At 66.3% G+C, this 26088-nt stretch carries 26 protein-coding genes, 1 tRNA gene, 4 pseudogenes and 1 other annotated feature; of the genes and pseudogenes, 25 read left to right on the plus strand and 6 right to left on the minus strand.

The features are described from left to right. The first annotated feature begins 250 nt into the window (after nucleotides 1–250). The 11 genes and pseudogenes from ABIE65_RS05050 (at nucleotide 251) to ABIE65_RS05100 (ending at nucleotide 8782) form a co-directional block, all read left to right on the plus strand. Entirely contained in the window at nucleotides 251–1834 is a 1584-nt protein-coding gene (locus ABIE65_RS05050; protein ID WP_354076022.1) for a tyrosine-type recombinase/integrase, read from the plus strand. Between the two features lie 183 nt (nucleotides 1835–2017). Then, nucleotides 2018–2260: a helix-turn-helix transcriptional regulator gene (locus ABIE65_RS05055; RefSeq protein ID WP_354076023.1), complete on the plus strand. Its 243-nt coding sequence runs from the start codon at nucleotides 2018–2020 to the stop codon at nucleotides 2258–2260. 7 nt (nucleotides 2261–2267) lie between these two features. After that, nucleotides 2268–3872 (plus strand): DEAD/DEAH box helicase, encoded by a 1605-nt coding sequence (locus ABIE65_RS05060; RefSeq protein WP_354076594.1) that lies wholly within the window; start codon nucleotides 2268–2270, stop codon nucleotides 3870–3872. Continuing rightward, nucleotides 3869–4051, plus strand: a pseudogene (locus ABIE65_RS05065) (primase-helicase zinc-binding domain-containing protein); the annotation flags it as partial. The gene ABIE65_RS05060 and the pseudogene ABIE65_RS05065, both read left to right, overlap by 4 nt. Before the next feature lie 166 nt (nucleotides 4052–4217). After that, nucleotides 4218–4796: a toprim domain-containing protein gene (locus ABIE65_RS05070; RefSeq protein WP_354076024.1), complete on the plus strand. Its 579-nt coding sequence runs from the start codon at nucleotides 4218–4220 to the stop codon at nucleotides 4794–4796. Beyond that, entirely contained in the window at nucleotides 4793–5134 is a 342-nt protein-coding gene (locus tag ABIE65_RS05075; protein WP_354076025.1) for a hypothetical protein, read from the plus strand. Before ABIE65_RS05070 ends, ABIE65_RS05075 begins: the two co-directional genes overlap by 4 nt. 449 nt (nucleotides 5135–5583) lie before the next feature. Next, a complete protein-coding gene (locus ABIE65_RS05080) occupies nucleotides 5584–6168 on the plus strand; it encodes a hypothetical protein (RefSeq protein WP_354076026.1) in 585 nt (194 codons plus the stop codon). A 4-nt stretch (nucleotides 6169–6172) separates the two neighbouring features. Beyond that, a complete protein-coding gene (locus tag ABIE65_RS05085) occupies nucleotides 6173–6724 on the plus strand; it encodes a hypothetical protein (RefSeq protein ID WP_354076027.1) in 552 nt (183 codons plus the stop codon). A 109-nt stretch (nucleotides 6725–6833) separates the two neighbouring features. Then, nucleotides 6834–7121 (plus strand): annotated as a pseudogene (locus ABIE65_RS05090) (transposase); the annotation flags it as partial. Nucleotides 7122–7235: 114 nt separating this feature from the next. Then, a pseudogene (locus tag ABIE65_RS05095) lies at nucleotides 7236–7416 on the plus strand (transposase); the annotation flags it as partial. A 232-nt stretch (nucleotides 7417–7648) separates the two neighbouring features. After that, nucleotides 7649–8782, plus strand: coding sequence for an ISAs1 family transposase (locus tag ABIE65_RS05100; RefSeq protein WP_354076029.1), 1134 nt, complete (start codon nucleotides 7649–7651; stop codon nucleotides 8780–8782). Nucleotides 8783–8866: 84 nt separating this feature from the next. Here ABIE65_RS05100 and ABIE65_RS05105 read toward each other — a convergent pair whose 3' ends face one another. Beyond that, complete coding sequence (locus tag ABIE65_RS05105) at nucleotides 8867–12274, minus strand: pectate lyase (protein ID WP_354076031.1); 3408 nt, start codon at nucleotides 12272–12274, stop codon at nucleotides 8867–8869. 385 nt (nucleotides 12275–12659) lie between these two features. Between ABIE65_RS05105 and ABIE65_RS27845 the strand changes: the two genes are divergently transcribed. The 3 genes from ABIE65_RS27845 to ABIE65_RS27855 all read left to right on the plus strand — a co-directional run bounded on the left by ABIE65_RS27845 (nucleotide 12660) and on the right by ABIE65_RS27855 (nucleotide 13728). Further along, entirely contained in the window at nucleotides 12660–12938 is a 279-nt protein-coding gene (locus tag ABIE65_RS27845; RefSeq protein WP_502918503.1) for a hypothetical protein, read from the plus strand. Further along, nucleotides 12893–13009 (plus strand) — a sequence feature (AL1L pseudoknot). Its footprint overlaps the gene before it by 46 nt. Continuing rightward, complete coding sequence (locus tag ABIE65_RS27850) at nucleotides 12935–13228, plus strand: hypothetical protein (RefSeq protein ID WP_502918504.1); 294 nt, start codon at nucleotides 12935–12937, stop codon at nucleotides 13226–13228. It overlaps the preceding feature by 75 nt. Before ABIE65_RS27845 ends, ABIE65_RS27850 begins: the two co-directional genes overlap by 4 nt. A gap of 257 nt (nucleotides 13229–13485) precedes the next feature. Then, nucleotides 13486–13728 (plus strand): DDE-type integrase/transposase/recombinase, encoded by a 243-nt coding sequence (locus ABIE65_RS27855; RefSeq protein WP_502918511.1) that lies wholly within the window; start codon nucleotides 13486–13488, stop codon nucleotides 13726–13728. Between the two features lie 15 nt (nucleotides 13729–13743). Here ABIE65_RS27855 and ABIE65_RS27860 read toward each other — a convergent pair whose 3' ends face one another. Beyond that, nucleotides 13744–14055, minus strand: a complete 312-nt coding sequence (locus tag ABIE65_RS27860) for a transposase (protein ID WP_502918512.1) — start codon at nucleotides 14053–14055, stop codon at nucleotides 13744–13746. 74 nt (nucleotides 14056–14129) lie between these two features. Between ABIE65_RS27860 and ABIE65_RS27865 the strand changes: the two are divergent. The 7 genes and pseudogenes from ABIE65_RS27865 to ABIE65_RS05150 all read left to right on the plus strand — a co-directional run. Continuing rightward, nucleotides 14130–14417 (plus strand): annotated as a pseudogene (locus ABIE65_RS27865) (transposase family protein); the annotation flags it as partial. Between the two features lie 110 nt (nucleotides 14418–14527). Further along, complete coding sequence (locus tag ABIE65_RS05125; RefSeq protein WP_354076032.1) at nucleotides 14528–15427, plus strand: transposase; 900 nt, start codon at nucleotides 14528–14530, stop codon at nucleotides 15425–15427. Nucleotides 15428–15469: 42 nt separating this feature from the next. After that, complete coding sequence (locus tag ABIE65_RS05130; protein ID WP_354076033.1) at nucleotides 15470–15952, plus strand: hypothetical protein; 483 nt, start codon at nucleotides 15470–15472, stop codon at nucleotides 15950–15952. Continuing rightward, nucleotides 15949–16569 carry a hypothetical protein gene (locus ABIE65_RS05135; RefSeq protein ID WP_354076034.1) on the plus strand — a complete coding sequence of 207 codons (621 nt, stop codon included), beginning with the start codon at nucleotides 15949–15951 and terminating at the stop codon, nucleotides 16567–16569. The genes ABIE65_RS05130 and ABIE65_RS05135 overlap by 4 nt, the downstream gene beginning before the upstream one ends. Before the next feature lie 224 nt (nucleotides 16570–16793). Further along, nucleotides 16794–18614: a putative phage tail protein gene (locus ABIE65_RS05140; protein ID WP_354076036.1), complete on the plus strand. Its 1821-nt coding sequence runs from the start codon at nucleotides 16794–16796 to the stop codon at nucleotides 18612–18614. A gap of 15 nt (nucleotides 18615–18629) precedes the next feature. Next, nucleotides 18630–18827 carry a hypothetical protein gene (locus ABIE65_RS05145; protein ID WP_354076037.1) on the plus strand — a complete coding sequence of 66 codons (198 nt, stop codon included), beginning with the start codon at nucleotides 18630–18632 and terminating at the stop codon, nucleotides 18825–18827. A 213-nt stretch (nucleotides 18828–19040) separates the two neighbouring features. Beyond that, a complete protein-coding gene (locus tag ABIE65_RS05150; RefSeq protein WP_354076038.1) occupies nucleotides 19041–19214 on the plus strand; it encodes a hypothetical protein in 174 nt (57 codons plus the stop codon). Nucleotides 19215–19358: 144 nt separating this feature from the next. Here ABIE65_RS05150 and ABIE65_RS05155 read toward each other — a convergent pair. The 4 genes from ABIE65_RS05155 to ssb all read right to left on the minus strand — a co-directional run bounded on the left by ABIE65_RS05155 (nucleotide 19359) and on the right by ssb (nucleotide 23703). Then, a tRNA-Lys gene (locus tag ABIE65_RS05155) sits at nucleotides 19359–19434 on the minus strand. A 76-nt stretch (nucleotides 19435–19510) separates the two neighbouring features. Then, a complete protein-coding gene (coaD, locus tag ABIE65_RS05160; protein ID WP_354076040.1) occupies nucleotides 19511–20056 on the minus strand; it encodes a pantetheine-phosphate adenylyltransferase in 546 nt (181 codons plus the stop codon). 50 nt (nucleotides 20057–20106) lie between these two features. Further along, nucleotides 20107–22872: a DNA gyrase subunit A gene (gene gyrA, locus ABIE65_RS05165; protein WP_502918513.1), complete on the minus strand. Its 2766-nt coding sequence runs from the start codon at nucleotides 22870–22872 to the stop codon at nucleotides 20107–20109. 294 nt (nucleotides 22873–23166) lie between these two features. Continuing rightward, entirely contained in the window at nucleotides 23167–23703 is a 537-nt protein-coding gene (ssb, locus tag ABIE65_RS05170) for a single-stranded DNA-binding protein (RefSeq protein WP_354076043.1), read from the minus strand. A gap of 139 nt (nucleotides 23704–23842) precedes the next feature. Here ssb and ABIE65_RS05175 point away from each other — a divergent pair, with 139 nt between their 5' ends. The 4 genes from ABIE65_RS05175 to rpsT all read left to right on the plus strand — a co-directional run bounded on the left by ABIE65_RS05175 (nucleotide 23843) and on the right by rpsT (nucleotide 25760). Beyond that, nucleotides 23843–24418, plus strand: coding sequence for a helix-turn-helix domain-containing protein (locus ABIE65_RS05175; protein WP_354076044.1), 576 nt, complete (start codon nucleotides 23843–23845; stop codon nucleotides 24416–24418). Further along, nucleotides 24415–24960, plus strand: coding sequence for a GNAT family N-acetyltransferase (locus ABIE65_RS05180; protein WP_354076045.1), 546 nt, complete (start codon nucleotides 24415–24417; stop codon nucleotides 24958–24960). Before ABIE65_RS05175 ends, ABIE65_RS05180 begins: the two co-directional genes overlap by 4 nt. A 201-nt stretch (nucleotides 24961–25161) precedes the next feature. After that, a complete protein-coding gene (locus tag ABIE65_RS05185; RefSeq protein WP_354076046.1) occupies nucleotides 25162–25362 on the plus strand; it encodes a hypothetical protein in 201 nt (66 codons plus the stop codon). Between the two features lie 125 nt (nucleotides 25363–25487). After that, entirely contained in the window at nucleotides 25488–25760 is a 273-nt protein-coding gene (gene rpsT, locus ABIE65_RS05190; RefSeq protein ID WP_354076047.1) for a 30S ribosomal protein S20, read from the plus strand. Nucleotides 25761–26088 lie beyond the last annotated feature (328 nt).

The following is a 26088-nucleotide window of genomic DNA, read 5'->3' on the forward strand; positions in this document are numbered from 1 at the left end:
CTTCACCGCGCCTACGAAACGCGGCGAACGCCCGTGCCGTCGGACTGGACACCGATCATGTGGTGAGCGCGCTGGGACTCGAACCCAGGACCCACGGATTAAAAGTCGCTTTCCATCACCATGCGCCAGCCATCCGGGGCAGGCAAAACCGCAGAAATCCGCCATTCTGCGGCAGCGCGACCATGCGTAACCTTGCATTGACATGCGCCACGGTGGTACCAATGTGGTGCTGGTACCACGGGAGGCGGGCATGCCGAAGCTGACGAAACGACTTGTCGAGAGCATCGAACCGGAGGCGACCGAGGTCGTCGTCTGGGATACCGAGATCAGCGGGTTCGGCGTGCGCGTGAGCCCGGCCGGCCGTCGGTCGTACATCTTGAAGTATCGGGCCGGGCACGGACGCTCCGCCCCGATCCGGAAGCCGACCATCGGCGTGCACGGCAACATCACCCTGGAACAGGCCCGCGCCATCGCCCGCGACATGATGGGGCAGGTGGCCGCCGGACGCGACCCGTCTGCCGAGCGGAAGGCAGAGGCGGAACTACCGACCATGAAGGACCTCGCCGCGGCCTATCTCGATGCGTTCAAGGCGAAGCGCACGATTGACGAGGACAAGGCGAAGTTCGCCCGCCTGGAAAAGCTGGCACCCTCGCTGATGCGGAAGCGGGTGCGGGATGTGACGCATGCCGATGTCGCCGCGGTCAAGGCGAAGCTGGCGGATACCCCCATCCAGGCCAACAGGTTCCTGGCGCTGCTGTCCGCCGCGTTCTCCTACGCCAGCGGCCCTGAAAAGCGGTGGTGCACCGAGAACCCCGCGAAGGGTATCAAGCGCAACCCGGAGGAGCGCCGGGAACGCTACCTGAGCCCCGCCGAACTATTACGACTGTCCGAGGCCCTTAACGCCTATTCCGAGCCCGGCACCGCCAACGCCGTCCGACTGTTGATGCTGACCGGCGCCCGCCGCGGCGAGGTGCTTCAAGCGCGGTGGGAGCAGTTCGACCTGGACGCAGGCGTCTGGACCAAGCCGAGCGCGCACACGAAACAGAAGAAGCTGCACCGCGTGCCCCTGAGCCCGCCGGCCCTGCTGCTGCTACAGGCGCAGCGGAAGCTGGCCGGGACAAGCGAATGGGTGTTCCCCGGCCGCAGGAACGGCGAACGGCTGATGGACGTGAAAAAGGCATGGGCGACCGTCTGCACCGCCGCCGGCATCGAGGATGCCCGGCTTCACGACCTGCGCCACACGTTCGCGTCGATCCTGGCGGGTTCCGGTATGTCGCTGCCGATCATCGGCGCGCTGCTGGGACACACGCAGCCGGCGACGACCGCGAGATATTCGCATTTGGCCGACGACCCGCTCCGCGAGGCCACCGGCCGCGTCGGCGCACTGTTTCAAACTGGCGGCGCTGATGTGATCCCGCTGCGGGGGGCAAAGGATGGCGAAGAAGTACGAGGGCGTCCTGGCGGAGAAGCTGCCGCCGGGGCTGGACGGCCTGCCCATGCTCCCCGAGCGATGGGTGGCGCTGTATCAGCACTACGGGCTGGACCACACGAACCGCGATCACGACGCCCGGCTCATTCTGGCGATGGCCTGCAGCCACGTTCCCGGATTCCAGAGCGAAACGCAGGCGAAGGGCAAACAGTACCAGGGAGGGCAGTGGGGGAATCGCGCGCTGATGGCTCACATGGTCTTGACCATCACAACCGATGTCGCGAACGGCAAGCCGGTGGATGTCAGCCGCGCGGCTCGCCGGGCATCGCGGACCAGATGGGCGGTAGGTCCGGAAGGTCGACGGCTCACCGTCGAAACGTTGCGGTGGCGTTTCTACCAGTATAAGCGGAACCCGGACCCGGCTGTCGGGCGAATGGTGGTCGACTTCATCCGGAAGAACTGTCAACCGTGATGACATAGGGTTGTTTCCTATCCCAACAGCTTTCTTTGTGTTGGGATAGGCAAGGCCAATTCGACCCAACAGGCTGGGGCATTCTCTGTAGACCGTCACCAATCGGAGACGGTCAAATGCACGCAGTCACGACCCCCACCGCTCACACTCCCGACTATCTCGACCAACTACTCGACGCAGACGAGGCGGGCCGCTTCGTCGGCATGACGGGGCCGGCGCTCCAGACGCTGCGCACCCGCGGCGGCGGGCCGGCATATGTCAAGCTGGGCCGGCGCGTCAGGTACCGCCGTGGCGACTTGATTGCCTGGATCCAGGCGCATCGCCGCACGTCGACTTCCGTCGGCGCAGAGGCGGCCTGATCGAATGATGCTCAACGAAAACCCCCGCGGCCGGGCAGGCGACGCGGGGGTCTCGGATAGTGTCGCAGCGGGCAAGCTCGACAGTCCGGAACATAGGGCATCGCGGAACCTCCGGCAATACCAGCGCGACGTGCTGGACCAGTTGCACGCGGCCTTCGCGGAGGGCAAGCGGGCTCCGCTGATTGTCGCCGCGACGGGCAGCGGGAAAACCGTGATGGCCGCCGCAGCAATCGACCATGCCGTCGACCGTGGCCATCGCGTCCTGTTCCTCGCGCACCGCCGTGAACTGATCCACCAAGCGCACCGCAAGCTGTACGACCAGGGTATCGACGCTGGCGTGATCCTTGCCGGACACCCGGCGCGGCAGGGTGCGCCCGTACAGGTGGCCAGCGTGCAGACGCTTCACGCGCGTGCCGTCCGCGGCTCCGCGATGGACCTGCCGCCGGCCGACATGGTTGTGATCGACGAGGCGCACCACGCCACCGCCCGCACCTATCAGGCCATCGTCGCAGCCTATCCCGATGCGGTCGTCGTCGGTCTCACGGCCACCCCATGCCGCGGCGACGGTCGCGGGCTGGGCGGCATCTTCGACTGCATCATCGAGGCGCCGTCGGTTGCCGACCTGATCGCCGGGGGCTTCCTCGTGCCGACCAGGGTCTACGCGCCCGACCAGCCGGACCTGATCGGCGTGCGGACCGAGCGCGGCGACTATGTCGAATCCCAGCTCGCCGAACGGATGGACAAGCCGAAGCTGATCGGCTCCATCATCGAGCACTGGCACCGCCTCGCCGACCAGCGCCGCACCGTCGTATTCGCAACCGGCGTGCTGCACTCCGTCCACCTTCGGGACGAGTTCCGCCGGTCCGGTGTGGCCGCGGAGCATTTGGACGGGTCGACCCCCATCGCGGAGCGGGAGGCCGTCCTGGCGGGTCTTGCGCGCGGTAGCGTCGATGTCGTGTGCAACGCGATGATCTTGACCGAGGGCTGGGATCGTCCCGATGCCGCCGCCCTGATCCTGGCACGGCCGACCAAGTCTCTGGGGCTCTACAGGCAGATGGTGGGCCGTGTCCTGCGGCCGGCGCCGGGCAAGGTCGACGCGCTGATCCTGGACCATGCCGGTGCCGTCTATGAGCATGGTCTTCCCGAGGAGCCCATCGAGTGGACCCTGGCACCGGACAAGCGGGCTGAGACGTCTGCGCAGAAGTCGCGGGCGGCCGGGGCGGCACCGACCCTCACGACGTGCCCCGAGTGCTCCGCGGTCCGGATGGGCGGCTCGGCATGTACGGCATGCGGGTGGCGGCCGACGCCGCGGGGGCAGTCGTTCGAGGTGATCGACGGCACGCTCGGCAGGGTCGACGCGACCGGCGCCACGCAGGGGGACGGCTTCACCGCTGCCGACCGTCTGCGCTGGCATAGCATGCTCGCCGGCATCGCGTCGTCCAAAGGCTATAATTCCGGATGGGCGGCGCACAAGTATAAGGAGAAGTTCGGACAGTGGCCGCCTAATAGAACCGTAGTAACGGAACCGCCGTCACCCGAAGTCCTGGCGTGGGTGCGGTCCCGTCAGATCGCCTACGCCAAGGCGATGGAGAAGAAGGGGGCCGCGCGATGACCTACAGCACGATAGACCGTGCCCGTGGCCGCTGGCGTGAGATCCTGCCGCGGCTCGGTATCGCCGACAGGTTCCTCGTCAACCGGCATGGTCCCTGTCCCCTGTGCGGGGGCAAGGATCGCTTCCGGTTCGATGACCGGGACGGCAGCGGCTCCTACTACTGCGGGCAGTGCGGCCCCGGCCCCGGAATGCTGTTGCTGCGCAAGCTGCATGGCTGGGACCATCGGACCGCCTGCACCGCGGTAGACGAGATCATCGGGACCGGCGCACCGTTGGCGCAGGTGCCGACGCAGGCGAAGGACGACACCGTCGAACGGCTGGCCAAGGTCGAGCGCACCCTGGCCAGTGCCGACGACGCAGGGGTCGTGCACCGCTACCTGCACGGCCGCGGCCTGTCCGTCGTTCCTGGCGTGCTGCGGGGGGCATCGCGCCCTTCCCTACGTCGACGGCGACGGCGTCTATGTGGGGCGGCTACAGGCCGTCCTGGCGCCCATCCTGGCACCCGACGGCACCCTCGTCTCTGCGCAGCGGATCTATGCCGACCGCAGTCTGGCGGAGCGCAAGAAAGTCCTGCCGCCGGCCGGCACGATCAAGGGGGGTGCCATCCGCCTGTTCGACGTGTCCGACGAGATCGGCGTGGGCGAGGGGGTCGAGACGTGCATCGCCGCACATGAACTATTCGGCCTGCCGACATGGGCGACGATCAGCGCAGACAACCTCGTCCTGTTCGACCCGCCGGCCGGTGTGACCCGCGTCACGGTGTTCGGCGACAATGACGAGAACTTCGTCGGGCAGGCGTCCGCCTACGCCCTGGCACGGCGGCTCGCGCTGAAAGGCTACGACGTCGCCGTCGAGATCCCGACGACCCCCGGAACCGATTGGCTGGACGCTCTCGCCGACCGCCGACTGAGAGGTGCGGCATGAGCAAGGGCTTTATCCGGCTGGACAGGGACCTTGCGCAGGGGGAGAGGTGGCGCAGCCTCTCCGCCAACGCCCGCGCCCTGCTGATCGACATCTGGGGCTGGTACAACGGCCACAACAACGGACGCATCCGGTACTCGATACAACAGGCGCAGGACGCCCTGCGATGTTCCCGGATGACCGCTATCCGCACCCTCGCCGAGTTGCGCACGGCGGGCATGATCGAGGAAACCGAACGCGGGGGCTTCCGATACAAGGTCGGCGCCCGCATCGGCGTGTCGTCTTCGTGGCGGATTACCTTGCTCCCGGACGCTCCGGCGCCGGGGTCAAAATCCAAATGACGGGTTTCGTAGTGGTACCTTCGGCCCTTCCGAACGTATCTGATTTGGTACCTTCGCGGGGCCGAACGTATCTCGTTTGGTACCTTCGCTCGGTTTCGTGGTGGTACCCTTCTAAAGAAAGTCTTCGGTACCAGGGAAAGAGAGACCAGCGTCGGCCGGGCGGCACGCAGGACGTCGGACACGCGCCGGAACGACGTGGTCGATACGGGGGATTTGGGCAGGACACACACACGCCCGCTCGCGGCGCCCTGACCGGTTCCTTTCCTGGAATGCGACTAGAAATCGGCTCTCGCACGACCCTGACAGGCCCCGGTGCCTCCCGATTGCGAGCGCCACGGATTATTTATCCCTGGCAAAGCCCGTTCAAAGTGCGGAAAAGATTGAGTTTTGAAACGGCATGCGCTAGGGTTTGTACCACATTGGTACCACGAAACCGGCGGAGGCCGGATTTGAGCACGCCAGCGGCAGCGAAACAGGTGATCGATGGCGAGGTCGTCGTCTCCCTGGAAAAGCGCCGGGGCGGCAGGCCGAAGGGGTTGCCGAAGACCGGCGGCCGGACGAAGGGCACGCCGAACAAGTTCACGGTCGATCAACGCCAGCGCATCGCGAAGATGGCGGACCCGTTCGAGTTCCTGGCGCAGGTGGTCAACGGCCGGGGCAGGCGGGTGCGAGGCATGGTGCTTAGCCCCGAAATGCGCCTCGCCGCCGCCCTGAAATTGGCCGAAAAGCTGCTGCCCAACGCGAAGGAGCCCGACGGCCCGACCGCCCCCGACGTGACGCTCAACACCCTCGCCGCACGCAGCGGATCCGACCCGCGCATCGAGCTAGCGAGGCGCGCCGTATTCATGCTGACGCAGGGTGCGCGGGCGATGGACGAGCAGGCCGACCCCTACCAGTCCCGCGGCGCCCTGCCGCCGGAGCCGGACGAGCCCGACGAGCCGGAGCCCGTGGCCGCACCCGAGCCGGCACCCGCACCGCGGCCATATCGCTACTACCCCGGCTTGAACGGACCGAGCGCGTTCTATGATGACTGACCCCATGCACACCGACCTGATGGACCGTCGCCAGTCTGCGGAGGCCCGTATCGAGGCGGAGAGGCGCGTCCGCGGTGCTGCGGTGCTGGACGGCCGGGACCATGACGACGCGGGTCTGCGTGCGGCGGAGGGCGACCTACAGGCCCTTGAAGACGCCGCTGCGGAGGCATGGCGCCGGAAGCAGGCTGCGGCCCGTGACGAGGCTGCCGCGGCCCGCAAGGTGGCCCGTGCTCCCCTGGAACAGAACGAAGCGGACCGCATCACGGCGCTGGCCAAGGCCGACCGCGCCTTCCGCGATGCGTTCGAGGCCATTGGGGAGGTCCGCCGCTTGATGGCGAGGGTAGTCTCCGATGCGCTGGCCCTGGGCGCGAACGTCACGGAACTGAGCCTCCCCGCGACCGATGCGCGGCTCGTCTCCTACATCGCGAGCCGGATCAAGACATGCGGCCTGCGCAGTCCGAGTTGGGACAGGAGCATGTTCGGCGCTGCCGAAGAATGGGCCGCCGTCGAGGCCCGCATCATCACCCGCCATATCGCCGCCTTAACAGCCCGTTGACGAAGTCGTCGCCGTCGGATTCGCTCTGTTTGCAGGACAGCGGAGGGGCGAGATGGCGCTGGGTCGGGAGCGGGAGCGTCAGGCGGATCTGATGGTAGGGTGGGCGGAGATGCCGCGCTCGCCGGGGCATCCCTTCTACGACCGTCTGCAGGACGTGCTGATCGAGGCGGGGTTCGACGGCTTCGCCGAGTCGGCGTGCGCGCCGTATTACGCGGCGCGGCAGGGTCGGCCGTCGATCCCGCCGGGACGATACTTCCGCATGCATCTGGTCGGGTATTTCGAGGGGATCGGCAGCGAGCGCGGGATCGAGTGGCGCTGCGCCGACAGCCTGTCGCTGCGTGACTTCCTGCGGATCGGCACGACGGCGCGTGTCCCGGATCATTCCTGGCTGAGCAGGACGCGCGCCCGCCTGCCGGTGGAAGTGCACGCGGCGGTTTTCGGCTGGGTTCTGGAGAGTCTGTCGGAGCACGGGCTGGTGCGCGGGGGGCGGATCGGCGTCGACGCCTCGACCATCGACGACACCGGGGTTCCGAAGAAGGGCCGACATTCGGTGGGGTGACGCGACAGTACTGCGGGAAATTCGGCAAGCAGGACAACTGCCAAGTGGCGGTGCCGCTGTCGGTGGCCAACCGGACCGGCAGCCTGCCGGGGCGTATCGGCTGTATCTGCCGCAGGACTGGGCGGCGGATCCGGTTCCACTCGGGCACGGTCCGCGGCACTTACCTCGACGGTGATACCTTCGCGCATCCGCCGAGACTCGCACGGAACGATCCTACAGGAAATCGTCCGTCAGGTTCGAACCACTACCTCATGCTGTCAATGTTTTACGCGTCCGAGCTCAGGGCAATCGGGTGAACGAGTAGGTGACAAGGGAGTGAAGTTCTGAATCGATCTGTGGCCTCCGGTTCGGCAAGGGAGGGGGCGATGGAGCGTTGTGGGGCTTTCGGGGAAGCGGTCGTCTTTCTGGAGCATTTCGAGGGGCTCACGGACCCGCGCCAGCGGGGCAAGGTGCGCTACACCCTGGACGAGGTTCTGCTGCTGTGCCTTCTGGCGGTGCTGGCGGGTGCGGAGACCATCTGCGACATCGCGCGCTTCGGCGACAGGAAGCTCGCCCTGTTGCGCCGGTTCCGGGCCTTCGCCCACGGCACGCCGTCGCACGACCAACTCGGCACCATTCTCGCCAGCCTGGACGGCGAGCGGTTCCAGCAGTGTTTCGTCGCCTGGGTCGCGGCGATCACCGGCGCCTCGGCGGAGGTGATCGCGATCGACGGAAAGAGCCTGCGCCGAAGCGCCCACAGGAAGGGCGGGAAGGCGGCGGTCCACATGGTCTCGGCGTTCGCCGCCCGCCAGCGGCTGGTGCTCGGCCAGGTCGAGGTGGCGGACAAGTCCAACGAGATCGTGGCGATCCCGCGCCTGCTCGACATGCTGGCCATCGAGGGGGCCGTCATCACGACCGATGCCAGCGGCTGCCAGCGCGCCATCGCGGCCAGGATCCGCGACAGGAAGGCCGACTACATCCTCGCCCTCAAGGGCAACCAGACCAGCCTGTACGAGGACGTCACACTGTTCGTCGCCGAGCAGAAGGCCAACGGCTTCCGGCACACCGCCGCCACACGGCACCAGAGCGTCGATGGCGACCATGGCCGCATCGAGACCCGCACCACCACCGTGATCCACGACGTCGAATGGCTTCGCAAGCGCCACGATTGGCCGGGGCTCGACGCCATCGTCATCGTCGAGAGCACCCGCGAGATCGGGGTCAGCACCGAGCACGAGACCCGCCTCTACATCTCCTCCCTCGCCTTACCGGCCGACAGGATCGGCTCCATCGTCCGGTCGCACTGGGCCATCGAGAACAGTCTGCACTGGGTCATGGACATGGTCTTCCGCGACGATGAATGCCGCCTCAGAACCGATCACGCGCCCGCCAACTTCACCACCATCAAGCACATGGCACAGAACCTGCTCCGACGTCCCACCACCAAGGATTCCCTGCGCATGCGACGCAAGGTCGCCGCATGGAACGACGACTTCCTCGCATCACTCATCGCATCTTGAACGTTCACCCCGATTCCCCCAGATCCCGCACCAGCACCTCTGGACCTACGACGGCCCCCCGCCACGCAGTCTGGCGGGAACGGATCAGGATCCGAAATAGAAGTCGTCGGCGTGAAGCTGCGCCGTCGTCACACCGCTCAGCAGCAAACGGTCCCCGACATCCAGATCGATCGCGAGCGTTGTGCCCAATTGCGTGGCGCGGTTGAGCACATCCTGGAACGAGGAGATTCCGGCGTACTGCGCCAGATCGATCACATCCGGAGTGCCCACCCCGGGCGTGAAATCTATCAGTTGGTCTATGCCGGACCCGTTCGCAAACACGAACCGGTCGTTCCCCGCTCCGCCTTCCAGCCGGTCCGCCCCCGCACCGCCGATCAGGATGTCATCCCCTTCCCGGCCATAGAGGCGATCGTCGCCATCTTCTCCTGAGAGGGTATTCGCGGCGCTGTTACCCGTCAGTGTGTTGTTGAGGGCATTTCCTGTTCCGGAGAGGGGGCCGGATCCCTGCAGCGTAACGTTTTCCACGTTGAGGAAAGCAGAAAGCGAGAAGGAGATCGTGGCAAAGACCGAGTCGGTGCCCTCGCTCGGCTTTTCGAGGACGGTGTCGCCCGGGTTGTCGACGTAGTAGAGGTCGTCGCCGAGCCCCCCTTCCATCCGGTCCGCTCCGGCATCTCCGAAGAGCCGGTCGTTACCGGCACTTCCCAGGAGGCGATCGTCTCCGCCTCCTCCGTAGAGCCGGTCGTCGCCTCCGGCGCCGATCAGGGTGTTCTTGCTCGCGTTCCCGGTAATGATGTTGTCGAGGCCGTTCCCCGTGCCCCAGAGATCTCCTGCGCCGTTGATCGTAATGTTTTCGACATTGTCGAAGGGAACGAGCGAAAAGGAGATAGTCGTGAAGACCGAGTCGGTGCCCTCGTTCGGCTTTTCGAGGACGGTGTCGCCCGGGTCGTCGACATAGTAGAGGTCATCGCCGAGCCCCCCTTCCATCCGGTCCGCTCCGGCATCTCCGAAGAGCCGGTCGTTACCGGCACTTCCCAGGAGGCGATCGTCTCCGCCTCCTCCGTAGAGCCGGTCGTCGCCTCCGGCGCCGATCAGGGTGTTCTTGCCCGCGTTGCCGGTAATGATGTTGTCGAGGCCGTTCCCCGTGCCCCAGAGATCTCCTGCGCCGTTGATCGTAATGTTTTCGACATTGTCGAAGGGAACGAGCGAAAAGGAGATAGTCGTGAAGACCGAGTCGGTGCCCTCGTTCGGCTTTTCGAGGACGGTGTCGCCCGGGTCGTCGACGTAGTAGAGGTCGTCGCCGAGCCCCCCTTCCATCCGGTCCGCTCCGGCATCTCCGAAGAGCCGGTCGTTACCGGCACTTCCCAGGAGGCGATCGTCTCCGCCTCCTCCGTAGAGCCGGTCGTCGCCTCCGGCGCCGATCAGGGTGTTCTTGCCCGCGTTGCCGGTAATGATGTTGTCGAGGCCGTTCCCCGTGCCCCAGAGATCTCCTGCGCCGTTGATCGTAATGTTTTCGACACTGTCGAAGGGAATGAGCGAAAAGGAGATAGTCGTGAAGACCGAGTCGGTGCCCTCGTTCGGCTTTTCGAGGGCGGTGTCGCCCGGGTCGTCGACATAGTAGAGATCGTCGCCGAGCCCCCCTTCCATCCGGTCTGCGCCTTCGTCGCCGAAGAGGCGATCAGCACCAAGCCCTCCGACGAGGTGGTCATCTCCGGCCCGGCCGTACAGGCGGTCATCGCCTCCTTCGCCGTTCAGCGTATTGTTTCCGGTGTTCCCGAAGATCAGGTTGGCGAGCCCGTTCCCAGTGACCTGGATCGGGCGCGACCCGAACAGCTGGGCGTTCTCGACGTTGGCCGGAAGCAGCACGTCGAGGGTGCTGCTGAAGATCGTGTCCGTGCCTGCATTGGCGAGCTCGACCACAAGATCGCCCGGATCGTCGACGTTGTAGAAGTCGTCGCCCAGTCCGCCCTCCATCCGGTCGGCGCCGCGGCCTCCGCTCAGCTTGTCGCTACCGCCTCCGCCGATCAGGACGTCCGCCAGTGAACCGCCGAGGAGTGCATCGTCCGCGTCCGTTCCGGTCAGGTTGTACTGCTTCGCTCCGATGCTGGCCGGGTCGGCCGCGGCCGCCGCGGCGACCGCGGCGTTCCATTCCCCCAGCCGGCCCTGTTCGTCCAGCGAGAGCCGCGCTGCCTTTAGGTAGCGCTGCAGGGCGAGGCTGTTGCTGTCGTAATCGGCACTGAGGAGAAATTCGTCTGTCGTGTTTGCCGGGTCCAGATAGCCGGTCGTCTTCCAGCCCTTCAGGTCCCATTGGTCGCCGACGTCGTCGGCCCGGTTCTGCAGGACTTCAAGACTCTCATTCAGCCGGAGCGGGTCGGAGTCGCCAAAGTTCTGAACATAGGCTTCGGGATCGGCAACGAAGATGTCAAAATGCGTAATTGCGCGCTGCACCTCCAGTGAGACAAGCCAGCCGTACTCAACAAGTTCGCCCGCGGCCTTCGCGGCCTCCATCTCGGCCACGGTGTGCAGAATGGTGCCGTCGGTCTTTACGAATATCGGCGTGCCGGTTCCGATCTCGCTCAGACGGTACCATTCGTGGGAGGGTAGCTCGGTCTGCTTCAGCCAGTTCACGGCCGCTTGCGCAGCATCCACGTACCGCTGGTCGGCGTTGTGCTGGTAAGCCGCAATCAGCGTCCGGATGTTGTGTGCCGTCACGAGACTATCGACGGCCTCCGGCTCGAAGAATCGGCCTGACGCGGGCTGCAGGTTAGAATCGTAAAACTGAGCCCAACCCGCCTGCGGCGCTGATAGCTGGGTCTGGAGAATGAACTCCACACCCTTCATGGTGCTCTGCAGATGAACCGGATCGGCGTACTGCGTGTGGGCCTGCCATAGAACATCAATGGCGTTGTTGATGACCGAGTCCGCAAACGTGAAGTGGTCTCGGTAGTCCCCCTTCGCCGGGTAGGAGTGTGCCCAGCCGCCGGAAACGCCCTGGTTCTGAACGAGAAAATCAAGCGCCTCGCCGATACTGTCGGTCAGCCACTGCGCATCGTAGTGGACATCGAGCTTCATCAGGAAGCCGAGGTTACCTTGGGTGACATTGTCGTCCAGGCTTACGCCTGTGGTCCGGTCGCCAAGGAGCCAGTCGGCATCCCGGTCCGTCATCCGGTTGGTGTAACTCCACCCCCCGTTGTCTTTCTGTGCGAAGGCGATGGCCTGGCCGACCTGGATCGCTGCATCGAGGTACTGCTGATCGTTCAGAACAGTGTATGACCGGAGATAGCCTTCCCCGATCCGAGGCGTCCCGGGCGGCTGCAGCCAGACTTCGCCGCTGCCGAGCGGCTGGCTCGGAGCTTCGCCGAACTGCCGCCCATCGGCAAAAGAGTAGGCTCCGGCATAGCCGCCCTCGAACGCGAGGCCGGCGAAGGTCTGCGTCGACTGGTAGAGGCTCCTGAGCGCCTGTTCCACGATCTGCATGTCGAGATCGGCGGCCATCTTTTCCTCCAACAGGAGTGGCGGGCACTGTGCAGTACGAGCGGCTACGCCGCCCAGTGGCGGCTCAAGCGCCGGCTACTGCGCCCGCGCACGTGAACCTATACCACACCGGCGATAGCTACGGCCGGAAACCTTAACTCGGGGTTATGGCCCCGGGGGCAGCACTGGATGGTCCGTCCCGATGGCGCAGAGAGCCCCTCGGCGGCTCGCATGGAGATGCGATCCGGATGTTGCAGTGGGGCTTCCCGCATGAACGTGGTTCCGAGGCCGGCTTCGAAACGGTAGTGAACCGCCCTGGGTTTGCCGGAGGCTCCAACTCCTGAGAAGGTGGAGCCATCATGAGCAAGACGACGAACAGGTTTTCCCGGAGGTGCGCCAGCGAGCCGTGCGGCTGGTGCTGGATCACGAACATGAACATCCCTCGCGCTGGGCGGCGATCGTGTCGATCTCTGCCAAGATCGGCTGCACGGGCCAGACGCTGAACGAGTGGGTGAAGAAGGCTGAGGTCGATGCCGGCCAGCGGGCCGGCGTGCCGACGGACATGGCAGCGAAGCTGAAGGTCCTGGAGCGGGAGAACCGGGAACTTCGGCAGGCCAACGAGATCCTGCGCAAGGCTTCCGCTTATTTTGCCCAGGCGGAGCTCGACCGCCCATTCAAACGATGATCGCGTTCATCGACGATCACCGCGAGGTCCACGGGGTCAAGCCTATCTGCAGGGTGCTGCCGATCGCCCCGTCGACCTACCGTGATCATCTCGCCAAGCGCGTCGATCCCGAGAAGCTCTCGGCGCGGGCGAAGCGTGACTTGACGCTGAAGCCCGAGATCGAAGGTGTCTTCGCCGAGAACTTCGAGGTGTATGGCACGCGCAAGAGCTTGCCCTCGACTGGATCGGGGGTCTGGCGTCAGATGCTGCGCGAAGCTTCGGTGTCGCGCGCGGCACGGTCGAGCGGCTGATGGCCGACCTCGGCCTTCGCGGCGTCATTCGCGGCAAGCCTGTCCGCACCACCGTGCAGGACAAGGCCGCGTCGTTCCGCGCGACCATGTGAACCGGGTCTTCCATTCCACGGCGCCGAACAGGCTCTGGCTCTCGGGCTTCACCTACGTCAGCACCTGGTCGGGCTTCGTCTACGTGGCCTTCGTCATCGATGCCTATGCCCGCCGCATCCCCCGGGTCCGGCTTCGCCGGCCCGAGGACAGGCTCTGGCTGGCGGGTGAGCAGGACCGCCCATGCGAGCTTCGTCCTCGATGCTCTCGAACAGGCCCTGCACGAACGAAGGCCCATCCATCGCGGCGGCCTCGTGCATCACTCCGACAGGGGCTCTCAATGTGTCAGCATCCGCTACACTGAGCGCCTGGCCGAAGCGGGCATCGAGCCCTCTGTCGGCAGCGTCGGAGATCCTTATGACGATGCTCTCGCCGAGACAATCAACGACCTCGACAAAGCAGTGAGGTGATACCAACGGCCGAAATTAATGACCTGTATGAGCCCAGTCTCTCATACCGATCGAAATGATGGTCTGGGGGTGGGTGACGAGCTTGTTCCAAGCGTCGCAGCCTGCGTCGAGAAGGGCGTCGTGGTCTTGGAAGACGCGGTTGGAGAGCCAGTTCTGCCGAAGATACTGCCAGACGTTCTCGACCGGGTTGAGTTCCGGTGAGCGGGGCGGCAGCAGGATGATGGTGAGGTTCTTCGGGACGTCGAGCTTGTCCGTTCCGTGCCAACCGGCCCGGTCCATGACAGCCCGTTGACGAAGTCGTCGCCGTCGGATTCGCTGTGTTTGCAGGACAGCGGAGGGGCGAGATGGCGCTGGGTTGGGAGCGGGAGCGTCAGGCGGATCTGATGGTGGGCTGGTCGGAGATGCCGCGCTCGCCGGGACATGCCTTCTACGACCGTCTGCAGGACGTGCTGATCGCGGCCGGGTTCGACGGCTTCGCCGAGGCGGCGTGCGCGCCGTATTACGCGGCGCGGCAGGGTCGGCCGTCGATCCCGCCGGGACGATACTTCCGCATGCATCTGGTCGGGTATTTCGAGGGGATCGGCAGCGAGCGCGGGATCGAGTGGCGCTGCGCCGACAGCCTGTCGCTGCGCGACTTCCTGCGGATCGGCACGACGGCGCGGGTGCCGGATCATTCCTGGCTGAGCAGGACGCGCGCACGGCTGCCGGTCGAGGTGCACGCGGCCGTGTTCTCCTGGGTTCTGGAGCGCCTGTCGGAACATGGGCTGGTGCGCGGCGGATCGGCGTCGACGCCTCGACCATGGAGGCCAATGCCGCCCTGCGCACGATCGTGCGCCGGGAGAGCGGCGAGACCTACCGCGAGATGCTGGAGCACATGGCGGCGCAGAGCGGCATCGCGACGCCGAGCACCGACGACCTCGTCCGCCTGGACCGCAAGCGCAAGGGCAAGAAGCTCTCCAACGAAGACTGGGAGAGCCCGACCGATCCGGACGCGCGGATCGCGCGCATGAAGGACGGCACGACGCACCTCGCCTACAAGCCGGAACACGCGGTCGATCTGGACACGGGTGCGATCGTCGCGGCGGAGCTTCACCCGGCCGACCGGGGCGACCCGGCGACACTGTCCGACACGCTGAGCGCCGCCGAGACGACCCTGACGGCGCTCGGCGTGCAGCCGACGCCGGACGACCCGGCGGAACTGGTGGCCGACAAGGGGTATCACTCGCGTGGGGGCCTGAAGGCACTCGACGCCAGTCCCTGGAAGACGCGTATCGCCGAGAAGAAGAGGCCGGGCGTCCTGCGCTGGCACGGCGACGAGGCGGCAAGGCGGGCGGTCTACAACAATCGCGCCCGCCTCCTGCTCTCCGGGGTGGCGCGGGCCGCCTTCAAGCTGCGCGCCGAACTGTGCGAGCGCAGCTTCGCGCTCGTGCTCGACCGGGGCGGCATGCGACGGACATGGCTGCGCGGACGCGAGAACGTACACAAGCGCTACCTGCTGCACGTCGCCGGCTACAATCTCGGCCTCCTGATGCGGCTGACGATCGGCTTCGGCACCCCACGCGGGGCGGCGGAACGCCTCTATGCCGTCCTCGTCGCCCTGAGCACGCCGGACGAGGGATTCATCGTCGCCATCGTCGTCACCGACGGTACCCGACCCGTGGCTGCGGTCATCGTCGACAACACATACCGGACAGGCTGAAACGCCACTTCGTCAACGGGCTGTTAACGCAGGAGCCCGACTATGAATAGCGTGACCCCCGACACCTTCCCGGCCGCTTGGGAGATCCAGACCGGTGCCATCGAGGAGGCGCAATTCCCCAGCCGCCGCTGGCACATCGTCGCGCCGGCCGACATGCCGCTGGCGGCCCTTGCGGAGGGTGGTGCGTGGCGGCGGGTGGCGGACAAGTTGACCCTCCATGACCGTGTCGAGGTGGTCGCCCGCGATTCCTCGTGGTGGTGCGAACTGCTGGTGGTCGAGTCCGGTCCGAACCACGCGCTGCTGCGGCCCCTGGCGAAGGTCGAGTTTCCACGCGAGATGCAGGACGCCGACGACCTGCCGCCGAACATCCAGGTTTTCTGGCAAGGCGACCGGCAGCGCGGCGCCTACAAGCTCAAGAACCTGAGCACGGGGCAGGTGTACCCGAGCGCCTACGCGAGCCGGGCCGCTGCGAAGATCGCCGCGTGCGAAATGTTCTCGCACCAGATGAACGGGGCCGCGGCATGACCGAGGAGGCCCCCGCCGCCGCTCCCGCCGTCGCTGCTGCGTCCGAGAGGGTGCAGATCGAGCGGCTGATCGGCGACAGCGGTTCGCCCTACTGGCGTGGCCCGGATGCGCCGGTTCTGCAACAGCGATACCGCGAGATCATCGGCGTCGACGACGGCGGCACGAAGGCGCCGGCCATGAAGGGCAGCGACCGCGAGATTGCGGCCCTTGAAGCCGACATGCGCCGCGATATCCATGCTTGGCACCGTGACGACGCCAAGCGCGCCCGGCTGCTGGCGCTGTATGAGGCCGGCGAGAACGGCGGCACCGCGAACTATGAGGGCGGACCTGCCGACGATGCCGAGCGGCACGCGGCGATCACGTACGACATTCCGCAGTTGTCGTCCGGTCTCCAGGTGGCCGACTTCGCGGAGATCGTCGACATGCCGTTTGCGCCGATCCTGGCAACGGCATGGGGCGACCGTTTCCCGGTGCAGATCGCAGCGGCGCAGCGCGAGGCGGTTTCGATCCTGTCGAACATGCCGCCCGATCAGCAGGCCCAAATGATCGACGTGTTCGACGGACTGCCGGTGCGGGCACAAGCCGCGATCCTGCGGAAGCTGGCGCGTAGCCGATGAACGTGATCCCGCTTTGCCGCGCGGTTCCTACATCATCACGGGCGGCCTCCTCGTCTCTTTAGCGCTGCTGCGAGGCTTCCAGCCGGGTAGCGACCTCGGTCCCAGACGCTCAGCGGTAAACTGGATCATCAGACAGCCGAGCTACGGGAGTTGAAGAGCGCACTTGAGCGGAGGATGCGCGTTCCGGTAATCGACTATCCTCCGTCGAACTGGAGTTTACGCCCGTGATCACCCGCCGCAACATGCTCGCCGGCTTCGGTGCCAGTGGGGCCGCCACCGTTTCCGCCTGCGCGACGCTGGGGGCAGTTGATGGCCTGATATCCGCTGCCTATGCAGCGCAAGCTGGACTCGCCACACCCGCGCTGCTCGCCTCCATAGGGGCCTTGCGGGCGGTTGCTGAGCCGATCGGCTCGGCTGCCAATCTGGCAGGATACGCGGGCGTCAATGATGGCGGCGGCGGACTGTTCGTCGCCGACCTTGCCGACGCCATAAGTTCAGACGATGGCGGCACCGTCATTGTGGATGCGGCGGGCACCCGCTGGAAGCGCGCAGATACGCGGCGGATTACAGCCAAAATGTTCGGCGCTAAGGCTAATGGTCTAGATGACGACACGGCGGCTATCCAAGCTGCCTGCAACACAACCGGTCTGGTCGTCCAGTTGGAGCCGGGCCGTTATCTCATTTCTGACCTAATCGACATTCCGAACGGGGTGCAACTGGTCGGCGTGGGCGAGGCTACGATCATCGAGCAGACGAGCAGCGACAAGACGCGCTGTTTCGAACTCCTCGGGCGGCGCGACAGCAAAATTAAGGGAATGCGTCTTGTGTCGCCAGTGCTGGGCAGCGGCCGTTCTGCGATTAAGCTCACATCCTGCACGAATGTGCATGTCGAGGAAGTGTGGCTCACCGTCACGCAGGGCGACGGTACCTTGTTGCTGCGGATGGAAGACTGCGACGACTGCACAGCGACGCGATTGTACTTCGACGGCGGCCCCAACCGGCGCGGCTACGCTGCCCATCTGAACGGGTGCCGCGGGTGCCGGATCACTAACAGCACCGCGATCAATCCCGACATGGGGTTCGTCATCATCGGCGGCGCGATCGGCGGGAACATCCGGCCGCCGGACGAGAGCTTCGGCAACATCATCGACCACTGCCACGTTCGGGGCCATAACGCGCACGCCTTCGACATTAACGAGGCGTGCGGCAACGTCGTTTCGAACTGCACCGCTGCGGACTATGGCGGATCGCTCACACACTCTGCCTTCCAGGCCAAGCACTCGTCTGTGGGCAATGAGGTACGCGGCAATGTCTTCGTCGGCTGCACTGCCACCAATGTTCCGGGCGCCTTCGGATGCCAGCAGGCAAACAAGACCGCGTTCATCGGCTGCACCGGCATCAATATCGACAGGCTGATCTCCGGCAACGCCATGGATGAGAGCCAGATCATAGGCTGCGTCGGGTACAATGTAACGGTGGCCGGCATCCTTCTGCGGAGCGGCTCGCGGCGGAACAACATTTCTGGCGTTACGATGGAGTCCGGCGATGCGGCGCTGATCGGCATTTCGTTCGACAGCAGCTGCAACGAGAACACCGTCGATCAGGTGCAGATGATCGGCACCATGGCGAAGGCCATAGAGATCCATGCCAGCGCGAGCAACAACCGATTCGGTCCGCTGGTCCGCGTCAACAGCGGCGTGATCGACGACGCTTCCGCTTCAACGATCTGGCCGGTGATCCTGACGACGCCGGTCATCGACCTGAGCGAGACCGAAACCGCCTACGGCCCCTACATGGTCCGCGGCATGACGGTGGCAAAGGCGCGGTTCGTGGTGGTCGAGGCAATCACCGGTACGCCGCAGGTGCGCTGCGGCTGGATTGAGGATGACGACGGCATCTGCGCCGATCAGATCGTTGCAGCGACCACCGTTCTTACGCAGGTAGCCCAGTCCGGCAACGTGCCCATGACGATGATGGGGAAATGCACCACGGCGGGATCGGCCGGCAAGGGCTTCTTTCAGTATGAAGGGCTCGCGCGGTTGTGATGGAAGTTCGGTCGCATGCGCCCGTCGCACACGCCATTCTGTGGCGCCGGCCGGCGGGCATTCCCTCGACGCCTCGACGGCATCCTCATCGCCATGCGCGCCCTCGCCGAGAAGGTGGACGGGTGCGACGAGACGACCTCGCTGATCGTGCTCCTCGACCTCGCGACTGAGGTAGTGCGGGAGGCATATCCGTCGGAGGCGTCTGCCGGCTGATCGTCCCGTCGCTCCGGGAACCTGTTGTCGCCTGACCGGTTCTCGGAAGGACGCGCCTGCCCGTCGGTGCGTCATGCTCCGTTTAAACTGGCCGCCCGGTGCATCCCCTCGCCGGGCGGTCCTTTTTTCCGGCCCCGCTGGCACTGCTGGCGGGGCTTTCATGCGTCCGCGTGTGAGGCATCGTGCGGCCACAACCGCATGGAGGGGTGCGACATGGCCGACGATTTTGACGACGCTGCGAGAAACGACGCCGCGCACGTGAACGCGCTGGCAGCCGTGGAGGCGTTCGGGAGAATGAGCCCGGAGGAACAACGGCAGTTCGAGGCGGAGCTAGTCGCGAGGGCGCGGGCGGAAGGATGGTACCCCGGATCGCGCACAACCCACTGACGCCGGAGCCGATGCGAGCCCCGCTGCCGTGACAGGTGGCGGGGTTTTTTCGTGTCGCACGTCATGTTGCAGGCGAGGGGTACCGCGGTGGTACCTGAGAGGTTTTTGTCTGCTGCCAGATATGCCCTAAGTGCTTGATTTACTTGGTGAGCGCGCTGGGACTCGAACCCAGGACCCACGGATTAAAAGTCCGTTGCTCTACCGACTGAGCTACGCGCTCGCCCTGTGGGCGGGGCGGACAATAGGGGGGGGGGCGGCTCGGGTCAACTTCGGGGTCGCGTGCGGCGTCCCGGCAGTCAGTAAGCCTTGGAGGCGGCGCCGGCGAGGACCTTTTCGCCCTGGGCGTAGCGGGCGAGGAGCCGCTTGGCGACGCCTTCGGATACGAAGTGGGAGATGTCGCCGCCGAGCGCGCCGATCTCCTTCACGAAGCGCGACGAGATGAAGTGGTACTTGTCCGACGCCATCAGGAAGGCGATTTCGATCGACGGGTCGAGCTTGCGATTCATGCTCGCCATCTGGAACTCGTATTCGAAGTCCGACACGGCGCGCAGGCCGCGCACGATGGCCGTGACGCCGTTGCGCTTGGCATAGTCGATCAGCAGGCCGTCGAAGGTGCGGACCACGACGCGCTTGGCCGTCTCGGCGTCGGTCGCCGAGTCGACCTCCTCGCGGACCATCGCCATCCGGTCCTCGATGGGAAAGAGCGGCCCCTTGCCGGCATTGACCGCGACGCCGACGATCAGCGTGTCGACGATGCGGGTGCCGCGCAGGATGATGTCCATGTGGCCGTTGGTGATCGGGTCGAACGTGCCCGGATAGAGGCCTACGCGCTCCTTGCTCATCGACTTCCTTCCCTCGTTTCTTCTCCGCCCGGACCGTTGCCGGCCGGTGCTCAGGTTTCGCCGCTCTCCGGCGCCTCGTCCTCGCCGGCCCCGCCGTCCATCGGCAGCTGGGTCGGGGCGGCGGCTTCGCCCGCCGCCGCGGCCGCCGCGGCATCCTCGGCCGCCGCCTCGGCGTCCTCGGCGAGCCGCGTGACCGACACGACCTTCTCGCCCTCGGCGACATGGAAGATGCGCACGCCGCGCGTGCTGCGCCGGGCGATGCGGATGTCGCCGACGCCGACGCGGATCAACTGGCCGCCGTTGGTGACCAGGACGAGTTCGTCGCGCTCGCCGACCGGGAAGGCGGCGGCGACGCTGTTGTCCTCGGAGCCCAGGTCCATCAGGACGATGCCCTTCCCGCCGCGGCGCGTCACCCGGTAATCGTACGCCGACGTCCGCTTGCCGAGGCCGTTGGCGGCGATGGTGAGGATGATGTCTTCGCTCGCTGCCATCTCGGCATAGCGCTCTTCGGTGAGCAGCAGCGGGGCGCCGCTCTCCTCGCCCGGCTCTTCGCCCGGTGCCTCGACCGCTCCCTCGGCCGTGCCCTCCGGCGCATCGGCGGCGCGGCGGCGGGCCGCCGCCATCCGAATGAAGGCGTCGCGCTCCTCGGGGGCGAATTCGGCCGACTGCAGGATGGTCATCGAGATCACCCGGTCGCCCTCTTCCAGGGCGATGCCCCGGATTCCGCTCGACGTGCGGCCCATGAAGACCCGGACCTCGTCGACGGGGAAGCGGATGCAGCGCGCTTTCGCCGTGGCGAGCAGCACGTGGTCCGCCTCGCTGCAGGTCGCGACGCCGACGAGGCTGTCGCCCTCGTCGAGCTTCATCGCGATCTTGCCGTTCACGTTGATGCTGACGAAGTCGGAGAGCTTGTTGCGGCGAACGTTGCCGTTCGCCGTGGCGAACATGACGTGCCAGTCGCCCCAGCGTTCCTCGTCCTCCGGCATCGGCATGATGGTGGTGATCGTCTCGCCGGGCGAGAGCGGCAGCAGGTTCACCATCGCCTTGCCGCGCGCCGTCGGCGTGCCGATCGGCAGGCGGTAGACCTTCAGCTTGTAGGCGATGCCGTTCGAGGAGAAGAACAGTATCGGCGTATGCGTGTTGGCGACGAAGACCTGGCGGACGAAATCCTCCTCGCGGGTCGCCATGCCGGCGCGGCCCTTGCCGCCGCGGCGCTGGGCCCGGTAGGTCGACAGCGGCACGCGCTTCACATAGCCGGTCTGGCTGACCGTGACGACCATGTCCTCCGAGGCGATAAGGTCCTCGATGTCCTGGTTGAAGTCGCCGTCCTCGATGACCGTGCGGCGGGGATCGGCGAAGCGGTCGCGAACCGCCACGAGTTCCTCGCGCAGGACCTTGTACAGCGTTTCCCGCGAGCGGAGGATCTCGAGCAGGCCCTCGATCGTGTCGACCGTCTCCTTCAGGTCCTGGGCGATCTTCTCGCGCTCGAGGCCGGTGAGGCGGTGCAGGCGCAGGTCGAGGATGGCGCGGGCCTGCTCCTCGGACATGGTGTAGTCGTTGCCGTCGAAGGCGCCGCCAGGCTCGCCGACCAGGGCGATCAGGGGCGCCAGGTCGAGGGCGGGCCAGCTGCGGCCGGTCAGGGCGGCACGCGCCTCCGCGGGGTCGCCGGCGCGCCGGATGGTGGCGATCACCTCGTCCAGGTTGGCGACCGCGACGGCGAGGCCGATCAGGGTATGCGCCCGCGCCCGCGCCTTGCCGAGACGGAAGACGGTGCGTCGGGTGATCACCTCCTCGCGGAAGGCGACGAACGCCGCCAGCATGTCGCGGAGCGGCAGCATCTCGGGGCGGCCGCCGTTGAGGGCGAGGGCGTTGACGCCGAAGCTCGTCTGCAGCGGCGTGAAACGGTAGAGCTGGTTCAGCACCACGTCGGACTGGGCGTCGCGCTTCAGCTCGATCACGACGCGGATGCCGTGCCGGTCGGACTCGTCGCGCAGCTCCGAGATGCCGTCGATCAGCTTCAGCGCCACCACTTCGGCGATGCGCTCGACCATCCGGGCCTTGTTGACCTGATACGGCACCTCCGTGACGATGATCGCCTCGCGGTCGCGCGCCATCGTCTCGATCGCCGTCTTGGCGCGCATCATGATGCTGCCGCGGCCGGTCGCGTAGGCCTGCCGGATGCCGCCGCGGCCGACGATGATGCCGCCCGTCGGGAAGTCCGGGCCGGGCACGATCTCCAGCAGTTCCTCGACCGTGATGCCCGGGTTGTCAATATAGGCCAGCGTGGCGTCGACCACCTCGCCGAGATTGTGCGGCGGGATGTTCGTCGCCATGCCGACGGCGATGCCGCCGGCGCCGTTGACCAGCAGGTTCGGGAACTGCGCCGGAAGAACCGTCGGCTCGCTCTCGGACTCGTCGTAGTTCGGCTGGAAGTCGACGGTGTTCTCGTCGATGCCGGCGAGCAACGCCTCGGCGGACCGCGCGAGGCGCGCCTCGGTGTAGCGCATGGCCGCCGGCCGGTCGCCGTCCATCGAGCCGAAATTGCCCTGGCCGGTGACCAGGGGCAGGCGCATGGAGAAATCCTGCGCCATGCGGACCATGGCGTCGTAGATCGCCGAATCGCCGTGCGGATGATACTTGCCCATCACGTCGCCGACGACGCGGGCCGACTTGCGGAAGGGCTTCGCCCAGTCGTAGCCGCCCTCCAGCATCGCGTAGAGGATGCGGCGATGTACAGGCTTCAGACCGTCGCGGACGTCGGGCAGCGCGCGGGACACGATCACGCTCATCGCGTAATCGAGGTAGGAGCGCTGCATCTCCTCCTCGATCGTGACCGGCTTGATGTCCTGCGGATCGATGGGGGTAGGGGGCGTCTCGCTCAAGCTCTGTGTCCCGGCCCTGCTGCGGTCGCCTCCGTTACGGGCGGCGTGGTCCGCAGTCCGGCCCAATTGTTTCGGTGTCGGTGCCGCGACGGCCCGTCAGATGGCGACCATGGCCGGCCCGGCAGCGCCGGACAATAAGGTGGTGCGTCTAGTAGCAGATATCACGCCTCCGGGAAACGCCGCTCCGGGGCGGCGCGGTACCCGTGCCGGCTCGGAACGCCACCCGGCTCAGAACGGGATGTCGTCGTCCAGGTCGGCCGGCGGGGGCGTGCGGCCGCTGGCGGGACGGCTGCCGCCGCCGAAGGAGGACTCGCCGCCGAAGCCACCACCGCCACCACCGCCGCCGCCACTGTATCCGCCACGGTCGGGCTCGTAGCCGGACCCGCCTTCGCCGGCGCCGCCAGGGCCGCCGGCGCGGCTGTCGAGGATGGTCAGTTCGCCGCGGAAGCGGGAGAGCACCACCTCGGTGGTGAACTTCTCGACGCCCGACTGGTCCTGCCACTTCCGGGTCTGAAGCTGGCCTTCGACATAAACCTTGGAGCCCTTCTTCAGGAAGCGCTCGGCGATGTCGGCGAGGTTCGGGTTGAAGATCACCACCCGGTGCCACTCCGTCCGCTCGCGCCGCTCGCCGGAGGCCTTGTCGCGCCAGTTCTCCGACGTCGCGAGGTTCAGCTGGGCGACCTTCTCGCCGCTCTGCAGGTGCCGGATCTCGGGATCGCGCCCGAGATTGCCGACGAGAATGACCTTGTTGACGCTGCCTGCCATGGGAACCCGCGAGAGGAGATGTGATGGGAGCGAGGCAGGTTACACCGCCGCGGCTGCGCTGGCCATGACGGGTTTCCCACAAGGGGCGCAGGCGCCGGCTTGATTCCATTATAGTGGAATATATGATGCAGATATGAGTATGGATGCCTTGGACATCGACGACCGGCTGGGCGCGCGCATTCGGGCGCTGCGGGCGGAGCGCGGACTGACGCTCGACGCGCTCTCGGCTGCCGCCGAGGTGAGCCGGGCGATGCTCTCCCGGATCGAGCGGGGCGAGTCGAGCCCCACGGCGCAACTGCTCAACAGGATCTGCGGCGGTCTCGGGGTGACGCTGTCGGCCCTGTTCGCGGCGGCGGAGGCGGCCGGCCGGCCGCTCGTCAGGCGGGCGGAGCAGCAGGTGTGGCGGGATCCCGGTTCGGGGTACGTGCGGCGCAACGTCTCGCCGCCTGGTACCGGCTCCGCCGCGGAGCTCGCCGAGATAGAGCTTCCGCCGGGCGCCTGCGTCGGTTTCGAGAACCGACGCGTCGCCGGCACGGACCAGCACGTCTGGGCGCTCGACGGCGCGCTGGAGGTGGAACTCGGTTCCGACGCCTACAGGCTGGAAAGCGGCGATTGTCTTTTCATGCGCTTCGACCGTCCCGTCCTTTTCCGCAATCCGACGCGGCGGCCCGTGCGCTATGCCGTCGTCATCAGCCATGGAGCCGTGCGGCCATGACTCTTTCGTCCGACATCACCATCCGCACCCTCAATGCCGTGGAGGCCGAGGCGCGCCTCGGCGAGCTTGCCGACATCCTGGTGGACGCGGTGGTGCACGGTGCGTCGGTCAACTTCATGGCCGGGTTCGCGCACGACGAAGGCCGCGCCTTCTGGGCGAGGCAGCTGCCGTCGATCGCCGAAGGCATGACGCACCTCCACGTCGGCGAGGCCGAAGGCCGGCTGATCGGCACGGCGCTGCTGATGTATGCGCATCAGCCCAACGCGCCGCACCGGGCCGACGTGGGCAAGATGCTGGTGCATTCGTCGGCGCGCCGCCGCGGCCTCGGCCGCCGGCTCCTCAGCGCGGTGGAGGCCGCCGCCGCGGCGGCCGGCCGGACCCTGCTGCTGCTCGACACCGAGAGCGGCAGTGCCGGCGACAGGCTGTACCGCAGCTGCGGCTGGATCGAGGTGGGCCGCGTGCCCGACCATGCCTTCCGGCCCGACGGCCGGTTGGCGGAGACCACGATGTTCTACAAGCGGGTGGGGGCGGCGGCAGGCTGACGTCGCGGCCGGCGGAGAGCCCCGCGATGCTCGTGCAGTCTGCCAAATACGCAATTTTAGCAATAATCAAAACAGTCTTTATCGAAAATATTCGTAAATGTAAATCTAAGTAATTCGACCTGTTTACTCTCGTTTAAGATTTTTCGATCAATATTCGTCTCGACGCGGCTGATGAACCCGGCCGGAACGAGGAGACGAGACATGCACTACGTCGCGATGATGTTCACCGTCGCCGCCCTGTCCCTGGGCATGAGCGGCAAGTTCGACAGCGCCTACGACGCGGCGTCGCGCGGCGAGTTCGGGACGGCGGCGGTCGAACTCGCGTCCTCGGTTCATCGTGCCTTCGAGGAACAGGACACCACGAAGCAGGAGCGCCTGGCCTACGAACGTTCCTGGCGCTGACCGGCGGGGTGACGCGAGGCCGCGGTGCGGCCGTCGCGGGGCATGCCGGCGCGCTCCATCCTTGACTGCGCGCTCGGGCATACCTATACACCACGCCTCGCTTTTGTGATCGAGGCATCTGACTCATGGCCCATTCAAGGTCGGCGAAAAAGCGCATCCGCCAGACGGAGCGCCGGACCATCGCCAACCGTTCCCGCACCAGCCGTATCCGCACCTATATGAAGAGGGTGGAGACGGCTATCGCCGGCGCCGACAAGGGCGCCGCACAGGAAGCTTTCGCTGCAGTCCAGCCGGAGCTGATGCGCGGCGTGTCGCGCGGCATCGTCCACCGGAACATGGTTGCGCGTAAGCTCTCGCGGCTTTCCAAGCGAATCAAGGAGATGGGCGCCAGCAGCTGAGGCGCTCATCCGGTAGGGCTTACCGAAGCGCCGCGCCCCACCTGGGCGCGGCGCTTTCGTTTCTCTGGTAATGCCTTGATTTCATTGGATGCTTGAAGATTTTGCCGGTGTTCACGAAGTGATCTATTGCCCCTCCCTCGCGACCCGCATTAAAGTCGGGCGTCCGTTGGGGAGACGGAAATGACAAAGAATAAAGTCACGTTGAGACTTCGGGAGCACTAGCCGGGCACACGCTGTCGGCTGGGAATACTTCCTGGATTCAGCCGAATCCACGCTCGTCTCATCGGCATGGCGATCTTTAGTCCATTCGCTTTGGGATAGCCGCCGG

This window comes from Constrictibacter sp. MBR-5, assembly GCF_040549485.1.
In the GTDB taxonomy this organism is placed as follows: Bacteria; Pseudomonadota; Alphaproteobacteria; order JAJUGE01; family JAJUGE01; genus Constrictibacter.

Bases quoted from the DNA above. Each gene is read 5' to 3' on its own strand.
- ABIE65_RS05050 (WP_354076022.1), top strand. From the start codon at position 251: ATGCCGAAGCTGACGAAACGACTTGTCGAGAGCATCGAACCGGAGGCG.
- ABIE65_RS05055 (WP_354076023.1), top strand. From the start codon at position 2,018: ATGCACGCAGTCACGACCCCCACCGCTCACACTCCCGACTATCTCGAC.
- ABIE65_RS05060 (WP_354076594.1), top strand. From the start codon at position 2,268: ATGCTCAACGAAAACCCCCGCGGCCGGGCAGGCGACGCGGGGGTCTCG.
- ABIE65_RS05075 (WP_354076025.1), top strand. From the start codon at position 4,793: ATGAGCAAGGGCTTTATCCGGCTGGACAGGGACCTTGCGCAGGGGGAG.
- ABIE65_RS05085 (WP_354076027.1), top strand. From the start codon at position 6,173: ATGCACACCGACCTGATGGACCGTCGCCAGTCTGCGGAGGCCCGTATC.
- ABIE65_RS05100 (WP_354076029.1), top strand. From the start codon at position 7,649: ATGGAGCGTTGTGGGGCTTTCGGGGAAGCGGTCGTCTTTCTGGAGCAT.
- ABIE65_RS05105 (WP_354076031.1), bottom strand. From the start codon at position 12,274: ATGGCCGCCGATCTCGACATGCAGATCGTGGAACAGGCGCTCAGGAGC.
- ABIE65_RS27850 (WP_502918504.1), top strand. From the start codon at position 12,935: ATGATCGCGTTCATCGACGATCACCGCGAGGTCCACGGGGTCAAGCCT.
- ABIE65_RS05125 (WP_354076032.1), top strand. From the start codon at position 14,528: ATGGAGGCCAATGCCGCCCTGCGCACGATCGTGCGCCGGGAGAGCGGC.
- ABIE65_RS05130 (WP_354076033.1), top strand. From the start codon at position 15,470: ATGAATAGCGTGACCCCCGACACCTTCCCGGCCGCTTGGGAGATCCAG.
- ABIE65_RS05135 (WP_354076034.1), top strand. From the start codon at position 15,949: ATGACCGAGGAGGCCCCCGCCGCCGCTCCCGCCGTCGCTGCTGCGTCC.
- ABIE65_RS05145 (WP_354076037.1), top strand. From the start codon at position 18,630: ATGCGCCCGTCGCACACGCCATTCTGTGGCGCCGGCCGGCGGGCATTC.
- ABIE65_RS05150 (WP_354076038.1), top strand. From the start codon at position 19,041: ATGGCCGACGATTTTGACGACGCTGCGAGAAACGACGCCGCGCACGTG.
- coaD (WP_354076040.1), bottom strand. From the start codon at position 20,056: ATGAGCAAGGAGCGCGTAGGCCTCTATCCGGGCACGTTCGACCCGATC.
- gyrA (WP_502918513.1), bottom strand. From the start codon at position 22,872: ATGCAGCGCTCCTACCTCGATTACGCGATGAGCGTGATCGTGTCCCGC.
- ssb (WP_354076043.1), bottom strand. From the start codon at position 23,703: ATGGCAGGCAGCGTCAACAAGGTCATTCTCGTCGGCAATCTCGGGCGC.
- ABIE65_RS05175 (WP_354076044.1), top strand. From the start codon at position 23,843: ATGGATGCCTTGGACATCGACGACCGGCTGGGCGCGCGCATTCGGGCG.
- ABIE65_RS05180 (WP_354076045.1), top strand. From the start codon at position 24,415: ATGACTCTTTCGTCCGACATCACCATCCGCACCCTCAATGCCGTGGAG.
- ABIE65_RS05185 (WP_354076046.1), top strand. From the start codon at position 25,162: ATGCACTACGTCGCGATGATGTTCACCGTCGCCGCCCTGTCCCTGGGC.
- rpsT (WP_354076047.1), top strand. From the start codon at position 25,488: ATGGCCCATTCAAGGTCGGCGAAAAAGCGCATCCGCCAGACGGAGCGC.